The organism is Caballeronia sordidicola (assembly GCF_000729995.1).
Classification (GTDB): domain Bacteria; phylum Pseudomonadota; class Gammaproteobacteria; order Burkholderiales; family Burkholderiaceae; genus Caballeronia; species Caballeronia sordidicola_A.
The window spans coordinates 226329-242812 of record NZ_JNFG01000202.1; the positions used below are offsets into that span (position 1 = coordinate 226329).

16 protein-coding genes are annotated in these 16484 nt (G+C 61.0%); 7 read left to right on the forward strand and 9 right to left on the reverse strand.

Annotated features, from left to right (window positions below):
• Positions 1-57: 57 nt before the first annotated feature.
• Positions 58-474 carry a gamma-glutamylcyclotransferase family protein gene (locus FH08_RS0141325; RefSeq protein WP_031363970.1) on the forward strand — a complete coding sequence of 139 codons (417 nt, stop codon included), beginning with the start codon at positions 58-60 and terminating at the stop codon, positions 472-474.
• Between the two features lie 76 nt (positions 475-550).
• Here the strand turns inward: FH08_RS0141325 and aceB are convergent, their stop codons facing one another.
• Both aceB and FH08_RS0141335 read right to left on the reverse strand, forming a co-directional pair.
• Positions 551-2146, reverse strand: coding sequence for a malate synthase A (gene aceB, locus FH08_RS0141330; RefSeq protein WP_031363971.1), 1596 nt, complete (start codon positions 2144-2146; stop codon positions 551-553).
• Positions 2147-2197: 51 nt separating this feature from the next.
• Complete coding sequence (locus FH08_RS0141335; RefSeq protein WP_075583451.1) at positions 2198-2977, reverse strand: haloacid dehalogenase type II; 780 nt, start codon at positions 2975-2977, stop codon at positions 2198-2200.
• A gap of 136 nt (positions 2978-3113) precedes the next feature.
• On the opposite strand from FH08_RS0141335, the gene FH08_RS0141340 reads away from it, so the two are divergent.
• On the forward strand, positions 3114-4016 hold the full coding sequence (locus FH08_RS0141340; RefSeq protein ID WP_031363973.1) for a LysR family transcriptional regulator: 903 nt from the start codon (positions 3114-3116) through the stop codon (positions 4014-4016).
• Between the two features lie 76 nt (positions 4017-4092).
• Positions 4093-4527 (forward strand): universal stress protein, encoded by a 435-nt coding sequence (locus tag FH08_RS0141345; protein WP_031363974.1) that lies wholly within the window; start codon positions 4093-4095, stop codon positions 4525-4527.
• Between the two features lie 148 nt (positions 4528-4675).
• Here FH08_RS0141345 and aceA read toward each other — a convergent pair whose 3' ends face one another.
• The 3 genes from aceA to FH08_RS0141360 form a co-directional block, all read right to left on the reverse strand.
• Positions 4676-5980 (reverse strand): isocitrate lyase, encoded by a 1305-nt coding sequence (aceA, locus tag FH08_RS0141350; RefSeq protein WP_031363975.1) that lies wholly within the window; start codon positions 5978-5980, stop codon positions 4676-4678.
• A gap of 380 nt (positions 5981-6360) precedes the next feature.
• Positions 6361-8037 carry a DEAD/DEAH box helicase gene (locus FH08_RS0141355; RefSeq protein ID WP_031363976.1) on the reverse strand — a complete coding sequence of 559 codons (1677 nt, stop codon included), beginning with the start codon at positions 8035-8037 and terminating at the stop codon, positions 6361-6363.
• Positions 8038-8524: 487 nt separating this feature from the next.
• Entirely contained in the window at positions 8525-8803 is a 279-nt protein-coding gene (locus tag FH08_RS0141360) for an acyl-CoA-binding protein (protein ID WP_419178053.1), read from the reverse strand.
• A gap of 187 nt (positions 8804-8990) precedes the next feature.
• On the opposite strand from FH08_RS0141360, the gene tsaB reads away from it, so the two are divergent.
• From tsaB to FH08_RS0141380, 4 genes are read left to right on the forward strand one after another with little or no spacing between them, the layout of a single operon-like run.
• Positions 8991-9842 carry a tRNA (adenosine(37)-N6)-threonylcarbamoyltransferase complex dimerization subunit type 1 TsaB gene (gene tsaB, locus FH08_RS0141365; protein ID WP_031363978.1) on the forward strand — a complete coding sequence of 284 codons (852 nt, stop codon included), beginning with the start codon at positions 8991-8993 and terminating at the stop codon, positions 9840-9842.
• Positions 9839-10333, forward strand: coding sequence for a ribosomal protein S18-alanine N-acetyltransferase (gene rimI / locus FH08_RS0141370; RefSeq protein WP_031363979.1), 495 nt, complete (start codon positions 9839-9841; stop codon positions 10331-10333). Before tsaB ends, rimI begins: the two co-directional genes overlap by 4 nt.
• Entirely contained in the window at positions 10320-11321 is a 1002-nt protein-coding gene (locus tag FH08_RS0141375; RefSeq protein ID WP_031363980.1) for a uracil-DNA glycosylase, read from the forward strand. The genes rimI and FH08_RS0141375 overlap by 14 nt, the downstream gene beginning before the upstream one ends.
• On the forward strand, positions 11318-12268 hold the full coding sequence (locus FH08_RS0141380; RefSeq protein WP_031363981.1) for a DUF1853 family protein: 951 nt from the start codon (positions 11318-11320) through the stop codon (positions 12266-12268). The genes FH08_RS0141375 and FH08_RS0141380 overlap by 4 nt, the downstream gene beginning before the upstream one ends.
• A 49-nt stretch (positions 12269-12317) precedes the next feature.
• Here FH08_RS0141380 and thiD read toward each other — a convergent pair whose 3' ends face one another.
• From thiD to lplT, 4 genes are read right to left on the reverse strand one after another with little or no spacing between them, the layout of a single operon-like run.
• Positions 12318-13124, reverse strand: coding sequence for a bifunctional hydroxymethylpyrimidine kinase/phosphomethylpyrimidine kinase (thiD, locus tag FH08_RS0141385; protein ID WP_031363982.1), 807 nt, complete (start codon positions 13122-13124; stop codon positions 12318-12320).
• A gap of 7 nt (positions 13125-13131) precedes the next feature.
• Positions 13132-13758 (reverse strand): thiamine phosphate synthase, encoded by a 627-nt coding sequence (gene thiE / locus FH08_RS0141390; RefSeq protein WP_031363983.1) that lies wholly within the window; start codon positions 13756-13758, stop codon positions 13132-13134.
• On the reverse strand, positions 13758-14648 hold the full coding sequence (gene thiM / locus FH08_RS0141395) for a hydroxyethylthiazole kinase (RefSeq protein ID WP_235210664.1): 891 nt from the start codon (positions 14646-14648) through the stop codon (positions 13758-13760). Before thiM ends, thiE begins: the two co-directional genes overlap by 1 nt.
• Positions 14649-14707: 59 nt before the next feature.
• Positions 14708-16015: a lysophospholipid transporter LplT gene (gene lplT / locus FH08_RS0141400; protein WP_031363985.1), complete on the reverse strand. Its 1308-nt coding sequence runs from the start codon at positions 16013-16015 to the stop codon at positions 14708-14710.
• Positions 16016-16484 lie beyond the last annotated feature (469 nt).

Below are 16484 nucleotides of genomic sequence, written 5' to 3' on the forward strand. Positions count from 1 at the left end.
GACAGTTTCTTAGGCTTGGCATAATGCGCGCTGAATCTTCACGGAAGGAATGAACGCATGCAACACGTATTCGTCTACGGCACGCTGCGAGCGGGCGAGAGCAATGACATTCGCCTCGCAGCCGAGCGTAACGGGATCGCCGCGCCGATGCTGATCGGCTCGGGTCATATCAATGGCCGGCTGTATGACTTCGACGCTTATCCCGGGCTGGTGCTCGATTCGGCGGCTGGGCCGGTGCATGGCGATATTTATCGAATCGATGAAACGCTCGTGCCCGTGCTCGATGAGATCGAAGAGATCGTGCCGGGTGTTATTGGCTTGTACCGCAGCGAGCGGCTGCATGTCAGCGTGGAGGTTGACGGGTGCGCGCAGGTTATCGATTGTTTGGTTTATCCCGTTAGCGAGGAGGCGGTGGAGGGATTGCCGCGTATCGATAACGGCGATTGGGTCGTGTATCGAAGAGCAAGGCAGTAACCTGTTCAACGCCGATTTAAAAAGCCGCCCTGAATGTCCAGAGCGGCTTTGTTTCACAGAAGGCCAGCGTTGCGACTTAAATCTCTTCGTAAAGCGGCAACGTCAAAAACTCGGCGAACGTATCCGATGTCGACATCGCTTCGAAAATCGTCGCTGCCCGGTCGTACGGCGCGGTGTCGCCGGCAACGACCGCCTTCACCTTCACCAACTCTTCCTGCGTGAAGGTGCGAACCATCTCGGCGGTTACCTTACGGCCATCGTCGAGTTTGCCTTTCGGTGAGCGAATCCACTGCCACACTTGCGAGCGCGAAATTTCCGCGGTCGCGGCGTCTTCCATCAGGTTGTGGATCGGCACGCAGCCATTGCCCGCGAGCCACGAACCAAGATAGTGGATCCCCACGTTGATATTGCCGCGCACGCCGCTTTCGGTGATCGGTTCTTCGGGGCGGAAATCGAGCAGGTCGGCGGCCGTCACCTGCACGTCCTTGCGTTGCTTCGCGATCTGGTTCGGCTTGTCGCCGAGCACCTTCACAAACTCTTCCATCGCGATCGGCACGAGGCCAGGATGCGCGACCCATCCGCCGTCGTAACCGTCACCCGCATCGCGCGCCTTGTCTGAACGTACGCCGCCCATGGCTTTCTCATTGGCTTGCGGGTCGCCTTTGATCGGAATCAACGCACTCATGCCACCAATCGCCGGCGCGTTACGCCGGTGACACGTCTTCAACAATTGCAGCGCATAGGCGCGCATGAACGGCACGGTCATCGTGATCTTCGCGCGATCGGCGAGGCAAAAATTGGCGTCGTTCTTGAATTTCTTGATCGCGGAAAAGATGTAGTCCCAGCGGCCGGCGTTGAGCCCCGATGAATGCTCGCGCAACTCGTACAGGATCTCGTCCATTTCGAACGCGGCCAGGATGGTTTCGATAAGAACCGTCGCGCGAATCGAACCACGCGGCACGCCCACGATCTCCTGCGCCGCCACGAAGATCTCGTTCCAAAGACGCGCTTCAAGATGGCTTTCCAGCTTCGGCAAATAGAAGTAAGGACCCGCGCCCCGAGCCAGTTGCTCCTTCGCGTTGTGGAACAGGAACAGCGCGAAATCGAAGATGCCGCCAGATACACGCTGACCATCGACGGTCACGTGTTTTTCATCGAGATGCCAGCCGCGCGGACGCACGATCAGCGTCGCGGTTTTGTCGTTGAGCTTGTAGGACTTGCCGTTCTGTTCAAGCGAGATCGTCCCGCGGACCGCTTCCTTCAGCTTGATATGGCCGGTCAGCTGGTTGTCCCAGTTCGGCGTGTTCGAATCCTCGAAGTCCGTCATGTACGCATCCGCGCCGGAGTTCAGTGCGTTGATGATCATCTTGCGTTCGACCGGGCCGGTGATCTCCACCCGGCGGCATTCCAAAGCCTTGGGCAGCGGCGCAATCGTCCAGTCGGCATCGCGGATGGATTGCGTTTCGCTCAGGAAATCCGGGCGTTCGCCTGCGTCCAGACGCTTCGTGCGTTCGACGCGCGCCTTGAGCAACGCCTGACGACGCGGCTCGAACGCGCGATGAAGTGTTGCCACCAGTTCAAGCGCCTCGCGCGTCAGGATGGTCTCGTAGCCGGGTTTGATGTCGGCCGTGATGGTCATGCCCTGCGGCACGTGGGTCAGGGTGTTCGCCATGCTCTACATCTCCTTGGTCGGTCAGACGGTTTTGCGTGCTGGGTGAATCGGTTAGTTGGTGGGACTGCGAGGCATGCGCTTTGAAAGATCGAACGGCGCCGCGTGCTGATGCTGCGGACAGCCTGCATCGATGAAAGCAAGCAGATCAGTCAGATCGCGTCCGGTGCCGCGTGGCATGACGCCGAGTTGTTCCGCAGGCATCGCCATGCGGTTAAGCCAAAAGGTCGTGTAGCCAAACCACGTCGCGCCCGTCACGTCCCAGCCATTCGACGATACAAACACGATCTCCGAGGCCGCCACGCCGATCGCTTGCGTTCCGAGCGCATAGGCGGCGTGGGCGGGTTTGTAGGCCCGCACGGCGTCCACTGAGAGGACGTGATCGAAGAGACCCGACATGCCGGCGCTTTTCACGGCGATGTCCAGCATCTGCGGATTGCCGTTCGACAGGATCGCGAGTTTCAGATCCGGGCGTTTGCGTAGCGATTTCAGCGCCGCGACGGTGTCCGGAAACGCCGCGAGGCAAGCGTATTCGTCCATCAGGCGCTTTTCCGCAGCGGGAGTGAGTGCATGGTCGAGCTTCAAGCGCGTGGCGGCGTAGCGCAGCGCGTCGAGCGTGATGGCCCAGAAGGGTTCGTATCGAGCGCCGGCCGGGTCCGAGAGCGTGCGCAACTGCGTGTATTCGATCTGCTTTTGGCGCCACAACTGCGAAAGCGCGTCGCCGTGGCCGGGGAATAACTGCTCGGCGGCGGCCACGACCGAGTGCACGTCGAACAGCGTGCCGTAGGCATCGAAGATGACTGCACGAGGAGGCGAAATCGATGTCTGCGACATGGCGGTGCTCCATAAATCAGGTCATCGAATATTCTATTAGTGCGTTGAAATGACCGGAAGATGCATCCAGATCACTTGATCTTTGACTTTTTCACGCCTAATCTAAGCGCCCCTTTATTCGGACAAACGCACGCGTATGGATCGCTTCAAGCAAATAGAAACGTTCGTAGCGGTCGTCGCGAAGGGAAGCCTGTCTGCCGCGGCATTAGCCGAGGGCGTCGCGCCGGCCGTGATCGGCCGGCGGCTGGACGCGCTGGAAGAGCGGCTCGGCGTGAAGCTGCTCGTGCGCACCACGCGCCGGCTGACGCTTACCTTCGAGGGATCGGCATTTCTCGAGGATTGCCAGCGGGTCATCCATGACATGCAGAGCGCGGAGGCAAGCGTATCGGCTGGCGGGGTAAAGGCGAGCGGGCATCTGCGGGTGTCTGCCCCCGCGGGTTTCGGGAGGCGCCACGTTGCCGCGCTCGTCCCTGTTTTCACGTCGATGCACCCTGATGTATCGATCACGCTCGACCTCACGGACCGCATGGTCGACCTGGTCAACGAAGGTTTCGATTGCGCGGTGCGGCTTGGCGAATTGCCGGATTCGTCGCTGGTGTCGTTGAAGCTGGGTGAGAATCGCCGGGTTTGCGTGGCGTCACCGGACTATTTGCGCGAGCGCGGCGCGCCCGCCGATCTCGACGCGCTCGCGCAGCACAACTGCCTGCCGCTTGGGGCGAGCTCGAATCAGCAGCGCGGCTGGGTGTTCCAGAAAGACGGCAAGGTCGTACAGATGCGTGTGTCCGGCACCATGGAATGCTCCGACGGCGCCGTGCTGCACGAGTGGTGTCTCGCCGGATACGGGCTGGCGTGGCGCTCGTGGTGGGAAGTCGGCGATGACATAGCCCGGGGGCGGCTCGTCAGCGTGCTCGACGCGTTCGCCGCGCCGCCAATCGGAATTCACGCCGTCTTTCCGCAACGGCGCCATTTGCCGCTACGAGTGCGTCTTTTTCTCGATCTGTTGAAACATACCTTCGGCACGCCAGGTTATTGGGGCTGATTTGCCCGCTGCCCGTGTTGATCCAGTTACTACAATGAAAGTGCACGATACGATGGCCACTGCCAAGGAGTCGACCATGTTCAAGCACATTCTGGTTCCGACGGACGGATCGGTTCTTTCGCAGAAAGCAATTGATGGCGCGATCGATCTTGCCCAGTCTGTGGGTGCACGGATTACGGCCTATGCGTGCTTGCCGCTGTATCCGTATTCCCCTTTCGCCGATGTCGCCGTCGAGCCGCCCGGGGATTTTCATGAGCGCGCCGAACGTGAAGCACGGGAGCATCTTGGGGCTGTCGAAAAGGCCGCTGCCGCCGTCGGCGTTTCCTGCGATTCCGTTACCAGCGTGGAATCCTCGCCGTATATCGGCATTATCGATATTGCAGAGCGGGATGGCTGCGATGTGATTTTCATGGCATCGCACGGGAGGAGGGGGTTGGGAAGTCTGCTGATTGGCAGCGAGACCCAGCGGGTGCTGACCCACACCAAGATTCCGGTGATTGTTTATCGGTGAAGGGTAACTATTCCGAACGGCATACAGGATGAGCGTTTCAGTTGCCACGAATGGTCAACCAATACCGCTTGCTGACTAGGAAAACGCAAAAAGGGCATACGGCTTGTGGCTGTATGCCCTTCCATCCGCTTAAAGCGACTACAGCTTATTAAGCGACTTTCTTCTCGAAGAACTGTTCGTCTTCGGTCGAGCCGTGCAGCGCGGTCGTTGATGCGTCTTTTTCAACCGCTTGCGTCACTGCATCGAAGTAGCCCGTTCCCACTTCGCGCTGATGCTTTACTGCGGTGAAACCCTTCTCAGCCGCCGCGAACTCCGCTTCCTGCATCTCGACGAACGCACTCATCTGATTGCGTGCATAGCCGTGCGCGAGGTTGAACATCGAGTAATTCAGCGCATGGAAACCGGCCAGCGTGATGAACTGGAACTTGTAACCCATCGCGCCGAGTTCTTTCTGGAATTTGGCGATGGTCGCGTCGTCCAGGTTCTTCTTCCAGTTGAATGACGGCGAGCAGTTATACGAGAGCAGCTTGCCCGGGAATTCACGATGAATCGCCTCAGCAAACTTCTTCGCGTACTCCAGGTCTGGCTTGCCCGTTTCGCACCAGATCATGTCGGCATACGGCGCGTAGGCGAGGCCACGCGACACGGCTTGTTCAAGGCCCGGCTTCGTACGGAAGAAACCTTCCACGGTGCGCTCGCCGGTCAGGAACGGCCGGTCGTTTTCATCGACATCCGATGTCACCAGATCCGCCGCTTCCGCATCGGTGCGGGCGAGCAGGATGGTTCGCGTGCCGGAAACATCAGCCGCGAGACGCGCCGCTGTGAGTTTCGCGACGTTTTCGCGCGTCGGCACCAGCACCTTGCCGCCCATGTGCCCGCATTTTTTCACCGATGCCAGCTGATCCTCAAAGTGCACGCCAGCAGCGCCTGCTTCGATCATCGCCTTCATCAGTTCGAACGCGTTCAGCACGCCGCCGAAACCTGCTTCAGCGTCGGCTACGATCGGCTGGAAGAAGTCGAGATAGCCTTCATCGCCGGGATTCTTGCCTTCCGACCACTGAATCTGATCGGCACGCGTCAGCGTGTTGTTGATGCGCTTGACCACCAGCGGCACCGAATTCGCCGGGTACAGCGACTGATCGGGATACATCTCGCCGGCAACATTCGCGTCGCCCGCCACTTGCCAACCGGACAAGTAGATCGCCTTCAAACCCGCCTTGACCTGTTGCATGGCCTGGTTGCCGGTCAGCGCGCCGAGTGCGTTGACGAACGGCTCGTCATGAATCGACGCCCACAGCTTCTCCGCGCCACGTTTCGCCAGCGTGTGCTCGACCGGCACCGAACCGCGCAGCCGCACGACGTCGTCGGCGGTGTAGCTGCGCTTGATGCCCGTCCAGCGGGGATCCGTGTCCCATTGCTTTTGAAGTTCCTGAGCTTGTTGTTGGCGCGTCATGGCGTTTCTCCTTTGATTACCTGACAAATGACTAATGAATGGTCGTCTGGTTGAGCAGTCGATAAAGTCTCGGTGCTTCTTGTTGCTCAACTCTTATATAAGAGTCTAGGGAATGGAGGATAGCGGAGCCAGTTGTTTAGAGAAGTTTTTTTAATATAAATTATCTTTGTAAATCAATGATTTGAAAATAATATTTCACGATACAAAACGATCTTTCCCATGCTGATACGTGAAGTCTTGTGCCATGCACCAACAATTTCGCGGCACAAAAGATCTTTCCACATTGTGAAATTCAAGGCGTGGGCGAAAAAAAACCGACGCACGAGGCATCGGTTTCTTTTTACCGGCGCACATAAGACGTGCGCCGTACTTATTGCGACTTAGCTACCACGACGCGGAGCGCGCGGGCCGTCGTTGCGACGTGCTGCATAGCCGTCACGCGAACCGCCGCCGAAGCCCGAACCGCCGTCACGCGATCCACCGCCGCTACGATATCCGTCACGCGAGCCACCGTCGCGCGAATCGCGAGCACCGGCGCTTGCCGGCTTGTTGCCCCAGCCGCCTGGCTTAGCCGAACCACCGTTGCCGGCACCGCCGCTACCAAAGCGGCGACCTGCGCCACCCGCACCAGCGCCACCGCCCGGACGGCCACGGCCGCCAAAGCCGGGACGACCACCGCCACCGCCGGCCGGAGCCGAGCGACGCGGTTCGAAACCAGCAATAACGCTCACATTCAGCGGCAGGCGAACGAAACGCTCGATGCGCTTCAGCGCGCCTTGCTCAGCGTGATGCACAAGGCTGATTGCCGTACCGGTACGGCCAGCACGGCCCGTACGGCCGATTCGGTGAACGTAGTCTTCCGCGAACTTCGGCAGATCGTAGTTGAACACGTGCGTGATACCGGGAATGTCGATACCGCGAGCGGCGACATCGGTTGCGACCAGCACGCGCACTTTGCGCTCGCGCAGTGCGCGAATCGTGCGGTTACGCGCGCCTTGCGGCAGATCGCCGTGCAGGGCAGCCGATTCAAAACCAGCGTCCGACAAACGGATAGCCAGTTGGTCAGCGTCGTTCTTGGTTGCCGTGAAGACGATAGCCTGATCGAGGCCGGCGTCGCGCAACAGATGGTCGAGCAGACGATCCTTGTGATCGCGGTCATCGACGTAATGCACGGTTTGCGCAATGTTGTTCTGCGCTTCGAGCTTTTGAATGATCTCGATACGTTCCGGGTTCTTCAACAGGCGGCCGGTCAGCGAGCTGATCTTGCCGTCGATGGTTGCCGAGAACAGCAGCGTCTGACGCGTGGCCGGCGTAGCGGCAACAATGGTTTCGATATCGTCGATGAAACCCATGTCCAGCATGCGGTCGGCTTCGTCGAGCACGAGGATTTGCAGTTGCGACAGGTCAATACGGCCGCGTTCCAGGTGATCGAGCAAACGGCCCGGCGTAGCAACCAGGATTTCCGGGTTCTTCGCGAGCAGCATCAATTGCTGACCATACGCGACACCGCCAAGAATGCTGACCGTGCGCAACCGGCGCAGGTGCTTGCCGTACGTGGTCGCGGCAGCGGTAACCTGCATGGCGAGTTCACGGGTCGGGGTCAGGACCAGCATGGTCGGACGAGCGACCGGCTGGGTGCGGCGGGCCGGGCGGGCGTTCGGATCATGCGGTTCACGCGGAGCTGAAGCCTTGGCCTTTTCGAGCTGCGAGAAACGTTCGATAGCGGGCAGCATGAATGCTGCGGTCTTGCCCGAACCGGTCGGGCTGGAAACCAGCAAGTCACGGCCGGCGAGCGCTGCGGGAATGGCGCGCTGCTGAACCGGCGTCGGCACTTGATAGCCAGAGGCTGTCAGCGCAACAATGATCTCTGGCGACAGGCCGAGCGACTCGAAGCTCGGGCCAGTCTGCACAGCGATAGCAGCAGCGACCGGCGCGACTGAAGAAATAGGGGCGGGGATAGCGGGCGAAACAGATGCTGCCGGCGCGGCGGGTGCGTCTTCACCGAGTGCCAGTGCAGCGATGGAGTCCAGCGGGCTATGGGTGTTGCTCGAAGTCATGTCTTTCCTTGAAACGGGGAATAAGGCGTGTGGCGCCAATCGGCATACCCAAGTCGTCAGATTCAGCGAGCAAAGAAGCAGCGAGCAAATCGAAAAACGGGGGCAGCTCGCAACAATAAAGGCGAGCTTTTCGTTAGAAGCTGTATCGGATTCGACAGGCCGAGGCGGCTTTGTCGTCAGCCTGATGCATGATCGGCCGAAGAGAAGGCCTAGCAGGGAGGGGACAGTTTCTAAACTGGATTGGAGCAAAACGCTACGAGGCGCCGCGCTGCGTGCGATGAATCGACTAAAACCAACAATTCATCCGGTCACAGTGAAGCGCAGGCAAGAGTATAACGGCAATTGTTGCGCTGCGCCAGATTTTAAGACAGTTTGATTCATCTTGTTGTTGGCTGGGGCGGGGAGTTTCGCCTGCATCTTGAAAAGGCGCCGCAGGATGCTCAACCTGCTCAACCAACGGCCTGGTCGACGCCTACCTGCCCGGGCTTTACGCCGAGGCGCCGCTTTTCAGCGATTCCACCAGCCCGATATATTGCTGCTTTGCAGTGTCCTGCGGCGTGCCTGCGAGTGCGCCCCATGCGTCGTATTTGTATTTGCCGGCGATATCGGCGAAACCCGGCTTGTCGCCTTGCACGTCACCCACGCTCGCTTGCTTGTAGAGCGCGTAGAGGCGCAGCAGTGTGAGGTTGCCCGGGCGCTCGGACAATTCCTTGACGTCCGCCTGGGCAAGCGCAAATTGCGCGTCGAGTTCGTTGATTCCGCTCATTCGGTTCTCCGGACATGCTGATTAAGGACCGGCGATCATAGCAAGCGGGTTGCGCGCGCTTGTCGAGGGTTTCTTCCAGAATTCCCAGGCGAAGGGCCAGATGCTGCACGAGCGGGCGTTGTCCGCTCGGCGCTTACCCGTTACGCCTCACGGCTCACGCGTTACGTCACGCATTACAATAGCGGCCATGACACGCACCGTTTTACTCGCCCTCGATACCTCGACCGAATTCTGTTCAGTCGCGCTGCTGATCGCCGATCCGACGGCCACCACCGCGGCCACCGACTATGGAAGCGCTCCTCATTACTCTGCTGGCGAAGTTCAGGTCTGGTTCAGTCATGAATTGACGGGGCCGGTATCCAGCACGCGCCTTCTGCCCGCGATCCGCGAATTATTCGATTTCGCCGGTTTGAAGCTTCAAGATTGCTCGGGAATCGCGTTCGGCGCCGGGCCGGGCTCATTTACCGGATTGCGTACGGCAACCGGCGTTGCGCAGGGGCTGGCGTTCGGGTTGAGCGTGCCGGTGGTGCCGGTCGGCACCTTGCTCGCCTGCGCGGAGTTTGCGCGCTTGCACGAGCCATCGGCCACGCGTGTACTCGCAGCGCTCGACGCCCGCATGAACGAGGCGTACTGGGCGGATTTCCGCTGGGACTCAGCGGCGGGCGAGTGGGCCACGGTCCAGGCGGCATCGCTTGACCTGCCCGAAGCAATTGTCCGGCCGGACGAGCCGTTCACGTTGGCGGGCAATGCGGCGGCCGCTTTCGGCGAACGATTGGCCATGCCGGCCGCTCCGGCGTGCCGTATCGATTTCGATGCGCTGCCACATGCGTTGCCCGTGGCGCTCGCCGGTTTGCGCGCACTACGCGCCGGCCGGACGGTCGCGCCGGATCAGGCCGCGCCGGAGTACGTACGCAACAAGGTCGCACAGACTACCGCCGAGCGGATGGACGCGCGTGCCGCCAAAGCTGCCGCCGCCGCTGCAGGAGATCAAGCCAATCACGCCGCCCCGATTGTTCAAACGACGGAGCCTCTACGGTGAGCGGCGTGTTGATGGCGGATCGTTATCTGTCGTCGATGACGGAAGCCGATCTCGATGAGGTCGCCGCCATCGAGAAGCTCGCTTACGAATTTCCCTGGACCCGCGGCAATTTCCAGGACTCGCTGCGCAACGGTTATTTCGGCGTCTGCCTGCGCCATGTCACGGGGACGCTGCTGGGTTATTGCGTGCTGATGCCGGTCGTCGATGAAATGCATCTGTTGAATTTGTGCGTCGCGCCCCAGGCGCAACACGCCGGTGCAGGGCTCACATTGTTGCGCGAAGCGGTGCGTATCTCGCGGCAGCAGAAACTCGAGGGCGTGCTGCTGGAAGTGCGGCCGTCGAATCCGCGCGCCATCCAGCTTTACGAGCGCTTTGGTTTTGCCACCATCGGGCGGCGCAAAAACTATTACCCCGCGCGGCACCGATCGCGCGAGGATGCACTCGTCATGCGTCTGACGTTTTCAAAGGAGGCCGTGGATGGCGCTGCATAAATCGATGCTGGAAGAGTTCGGGCTAGGAACGGTCTGGGTGAGGCGGGAGGCGGCATCGGCTTCGGCTTCGGCTGATGCGTCCGTCGCTGTGCCTGATCAGTCGATAGAGTCGACAGCGATTGCGCTCGATCGTAAAGCGGCCGCCGTGGCTCCCCCTATGCCGGTTGAAGAAACGCACACGACGGTTGCCCGGAAAGCCGATCCAGCCGACACACTGACCGCGCTCGATGCCGCTCTTTCTGCCGCGAAGTCGACCCAAGGCAACGCGCGTCAGGCACTGGTTGCAAAGATCGACTCGCCGCGGACCGATGCCGAGCCGCCAGTCTTCGACGACCTCCCGTGGCTCGACGATGTGCCGCCGCAATCTCTTGCTGTGCCGGAAACCGTCGATGACACGGCCGACGATATCGCGACCCTCGACTGGGACACGCTGGCCGCGCGCGTCGCCGTGTGCGAACGCTGCCGCTTGTGCGAGCGTCGCACGAACTCGGTGTTCGGCGTGGGTGACCGCAACGGTGACTGGATGCTGATCGGCGAAGCGCCCGGTGAGAACGAGGACAAGCTGGGCGAACCGTTCGTCGGCCAGGCGGGCAAGCTGCTCGACAGCATGCTGCACGCGGTGGCGTTATCGCGTGAGGACAACGTGTTCATCGCGAACGTGATCAAGTGCCGCCCGCCCGGTAACCGCAATCCTGAACTCGATGAAGTCGCGCGCTGCGAGCCCTATCTGAAGCGCCAGGTCGAGCTGGTGAAACCCAAGCTGATTGTCGCGCTTGGGCGGTTTGCCGCGCAGAGCCTGCTCAAGACGGAGGCGAGCATTGCATCGCTGCGGGGACGCGTGCATGACTATCAAGGTGTGCCGGTCATTGTCACGTATCACCCGGCCTACCTGCTGCGCAGTCTCCCCGACAAGGCCAAGGCATGGGCCGATCTGTGTCTCGCCCAAGCTACTTACCGCAAGTCGCTGCAGGCGGCAGACGGCCAGTGACGGCCGCGGACGAGATCACGCCATTCCACGATCCCGCCGTCCGGGATCTCGCGTGGCTGCTGTTCTCGCCGGACTTGCTGAGTACTTCGCGCGCGGGCGCGCCGCTGGCGCACCCGGCCGCAACCGCGACAGAGTGCCAAACCACGCTGGGTTGGCTCGCCGCGCTCGATCGCGACCCTGCAGCCCTTCATGCACAGGTTCACAAACCGTCGCTGACGCGGCTCGGTTTCTACGCTGAAGCGTTGCTCGAATACTTCCTGACGCATGGTCCGAACGCGCGGCTGATTGCAGCGAACATCCCATTGCGCACGGCAGAACGTACGCTCGGCGAAGTCGATTTCCTGCTGGAGAACGTGCTTGGCGAGCGGCTGCACTGGGAACTCGCGGTGAAGTTTTATCTGCACATCGGCGGGGGTGACGGGGCTGCTACGCTGGCCCACTACGTCGGTCCGAATTTGCAGGATCGCTTCGACCTGAAACACGCACGGCTTTTAAATCATCAACTGGGTTTGAGTGCACGCGATGAGTTTGCATCGCTCGGTTTCGAGGGTCCCTGGCGCGCTGAGTTGTTCGTCAAAGGGCGCTTGTTTTATCGCGATGGCGGTTTGAGCCTCGCGTCGAATCCGCCGGTCGAGCTTGCTGAGAATCATCTGCGAGGGTGGTGGAAAACGGCGTCGGAGTGGCGGGATTCGAAGGGGGACGAACTATTTGCTTCGTTGCCCAGATTGGGATGGATGGCAGAACGAACGTTATTGGCGCAAGAGGGTGATGCGCTGGTTGAGCAGACGGCGGTGTTGTCTGAGCGCGTTGCATCGCTGTCGTCGCCGATCATGGTCGCGCGCTATGAACGTTGCCACTTCCCGACCGGCAACGTCTGGCGCGAGCATTCGCGCGGTTTTATCGTGCCCGATGAATGGCCGGAGCGCGCCGCCGACTTTTCGGGTTAAGCATGCTTCCTGACCTCGCCGTCCGAGCTCGCACTTGGCACAGCGATCCTCACCACCACTTGAAAAAATGATGCACCGGACCCACTCCGTGCCCGACGTCCAGCCGCGCGCTTTGTTCGATAGCGCCGGTCAGATAGAGCTTGGCATCGGCGGTGGCGGCGGCAAGTGAATCGCGTTGGGGCAGCAGCGCCGCAATCGACGACGACAACGTGCACCCCGTCCCATGCGTGTTTTTCACCGGCACACGCGGCCCACCAAGCCGCAACGCACCGCTGTCTTCGATCAGCCAGTCGGGGCTATCGGCGGAACTCAGATGGCCGCCCTTCATCAACACCGCCCGCGCACCCAATGCTCGCAGCGCTTCGCCCTGGCGCACCATCGCGTCCTCATCTTCGGCCGACGCCACGTTCAGCAACGCAGCCGCTTCCGGCAGATTGGGCGTGACCAACGTCGCGAGCGGCAGCAGTTCATCGCGTAACGCAGCCACTGCATCCGCCGCGAGCAAAGCGTGATTGCTCTTTGAAATCATCACCGTATCGAGTACCACATGCACGGGCCGATACCGGCGCAACGCGGCCGCTACTGCGCGCACTACGTCGGCATTGGCGAGCATGCCGATCTTCACGGCATCGATGCGGATATCGTCGAAAACGGCGTCAAGCTGAGCGGTGACGAATGACGCGTCGGGCGTATGGATGGCCGTCACGCCGCGTGTGTTCTGCGCGGTGAGCGCCGTGATAACGGACAAGCCATAAGCGCCGAGCGCCGAGAATGCCTTGAGGTCAGCCTGGATGCCCGCGCCGCCGCCGGAATCGGAACCGGCGATGGTGAGGACGTTGGGGATCGAATGGGTCATGAGGTTTTCAGGAGGAGGCCAGCAATCGTTGCGCGGCGAGGCGCGGGTCGACAGCGGTGCAGATGGCGGAAACCACCGCGATCCCGCCCGGTCCCGCGCGTTTGACATCGGCGGCGTTGTGCAACTGGATGCCACCGATAGCCACCGTCGGATGAAGAGAACCCGCACACAGCGCGGCGAGGCCGTCGATACCACATGCCGCCGACGCGTCCGGCTTGGTCGGTGTATCGAATGCCGGTCCCACGCCGACGTAATCGATTATCGCGCCCAGCGTGTTGGCGTGATCGACCTGCAGCTGGTCTGACACCGACAGCCCGATCAACGCCTGCGCCCCCAGCAGCTTCCTGGCGACGTCCGGCGGCAAGTCGTTCTGGCCGATATGCACGCCATCGGCGCCGGCCGCAAGCGCGACATCCACGTGGTCGTTAATAATGAGCGGCACGCCATACTGGCGCGTGAGCGGCAACAGGTCCAGCGCAAGCTCAAGCCACGCGCGTTTGTGCCATTCGGGCGCGCGCAGTTGCACGATCGTGACGCCGCCATCGAGCGCTGCACGGGTGACATCGAGCGCGCGTGCATGGCCGCCGCATTGGACGGGATCGAGGACGAGATACAGCGAAAGATCGAGGTTCATCACGCGCCGGACGCGACGTCACGCGACACGAGCGTGGCGCCGAACAGGTTGGCATCGAGAGACGCCAGCCGGTCGAGATACGCAACCGCGAAACTGCCCGGCAATGCAGCGTCACGCGATGCCAACTCACCCGCGATGCTCGAATAGGCGATAGCGGCGACCGTAGCGGCCCAGCGTTCATCGTTATCGGCCACGCCCACAAACGCCGCGACCGTCGCCGATAACGCGCAGCCCACACCGGTCACGCGCGTCATCAATGGCGATCCATTCGATAACGCGATCGTCCGGCGGCCGTCGGTGACGTAATCGGTTTGCCCCGTGACGGCGACAATGGCGCCTGTATTCAGCGCGAGGAGTTGGGCGGCGTCGAGCGCGGCTTCGGCGAACGCGGTGCTGTCGACGCCGCGTGCGCTCGATTCACCGCCCGACAAGCTGATGATCTCCGACGCGTTGCCGCGAATCACGGTCGGATGTGCATCGAGCAAATCAAAGGCGAACGCCGTGCGAAAACTCAGCGGGCCGACCGCCACGGGATCGAGTACCCACGGTTTGTGCGCGCGATGGGCGGCTTCCACCGCGGCGCGGATCGCCTTGCTTTGCGGCAGGTCGAGCGTGCCAAGGTTCACCGATACCGCGTTGGCCAGCGGCACGAATTCGCCTACTTCCTCGCGGGCGATGACCATTGCGGGTGCGGCGCCCAGCGCGAGCAGCACGTTTGCCGTGAAGTTCGTGACAACGAGATTCGTCAGGCAGTGGACGAGCGGCGCGCGTTCGCGCACGCGCACGGCGAACGAAAAGAGATCGGCGGCAAGCATGGGCAGGGTGTAGAGAGAATGGTGATAAGCGGGATTATCGCGCGCCGGGCGGCTGGGTGTCCCGTGTGGTTTCAAGCTTTGCTTGGGTTAGGTCGCACGCAAGGCACACGCAGCGACCACCCCAAAGCCACCACTCAATGACGAGATTCGCCGATCAGCGCGACCGAATCGAAGGCCCGCTGATTCGCCTGATGCCGCCGCATGACGAAGTACATCATCAGGCAGACGAAGGTGCCGAACAGCACGATCACGAATTGAATCGGCACGTCGAGCCAGACGAGCACGGCGTACAGGCACAACATCACGAGCACCGAGAGGTTCTCGTTGAAATTTTGCACTGCAATAGAGTGACCCGCCGACAACAGCACGTGGCCGCGATGCTGCAGCAGCGCATTCATTGGCACCACGAAAAAGCCCGACAGGCCGCCTACGATCATCAGGAAGATATACGCGACGATCAGATACCCCGGGACGTGCATCCGGCCGAAATAGATGCCCCAGTGCACGGGGAACAGATGCTTCGAATAGAACGCGAGCAGCATGACCGCAACGCCCATCATGATGCCCACCGGCAACACGGAAAGCGACTTCTTCAGCGGCACGCGGGCGGCCGCAAGAATAGCGCCGACCGCCACGCCAACAGCGATGATCGCCTGCAAAATGGCGGCTTCCGACAACGACATGCCGAGCGAGACTTCCGCCCATTTGAGCACGATGAACTGCAGCGTCGCGCCCGCGCCCCAGAACAGCGTGGTCACGGCGAGCGAGATCTGGCCGAGCTTGTCGTGCCAGAGCGCGTTGAAACAATCGGCGAAATCGGTGATCAGTTTGATCGGGCGATGCTCCTGCTTCGGATAACGCGCGCCGGTGTCGGGAATCCGCAGGTTGAAGAGGGCCGCGACAATGTACATAAACACGATCACGAGCATCGCGCCTTCAGCAGGGGTATCGACCTTCGGGATATGCAGTTGGAGAATGTGCGACGCAATGTGCGGACTGATCAGCGCACCGCCCATGACGGTGCCGAGAATAATCGATCCCACCGTGGTGCCCTCGATCCAGCCGTTCGCCGCGACCAGGCGGTCGGCTGGCAAGAGCTCGGTGAGAATGCCGTATTTGGCGGGCGAATACGCAGCGGCGCCGAATCCGACAATGCCGTAGGCGAGCAACGGATGCGCACCGACCAGCATCGTCAGGCAGCCGACGACCTTGATCGAGTTGGTGACGAACATCACGTGGCCCTTCGGTCTCGAGTCTGCAAAGGCACCAACGAAAGCGGCCAGAACAACGTATGACAGCACAAAAAACAGCTTGAGCAGCGGTGTCATCCAGTTCGGTGCGTGAAGATCTTTCAGCAGGGCGATCGCAGCGATCAGAAGGGCATTGTCGGCCAGCGACGAGAAAAACTGCGCGGCCATGATGGTGTAAAAACCTTTTTTCATCTGATCCGATGCTAGTCCGCACTGCGGGTAATCCGCCCCGTTCGCACACGGCGCGCTCGTCGCTCGCGTCCGGCTTTGCGCTCAGGCTCCCGTTCAGGCATTTTCTGTTCGAAATGGGTTGTGTGCACGGCTTTATAACACGAAAATAGGCGCATTCTGACTAGCAGTAACGTGCATGACAATTCGCGGACGTTCCGGCCCGAACGTCACCGGTCTGCAAGGCGCCGATAAGACATTGATTCGGGTACTGATTCATCTATTGGCTCGCCAAATCGGTTATTTTCGAATTTATCACCGTGTGCACGGTCTCTTACTGAGTGGCCATCATATGCAATGATCAATCGGCGGCGGATCTTCCCCAAGCGGCCGGTATCGTTTTAGAGAGGTCATGAATAGGGCACGATCGGCTGCTTCCGTGCCGGGTAAGAAACGCAGCCATTCGGCGAGCCTTCCGGCAACCGTCACGCTG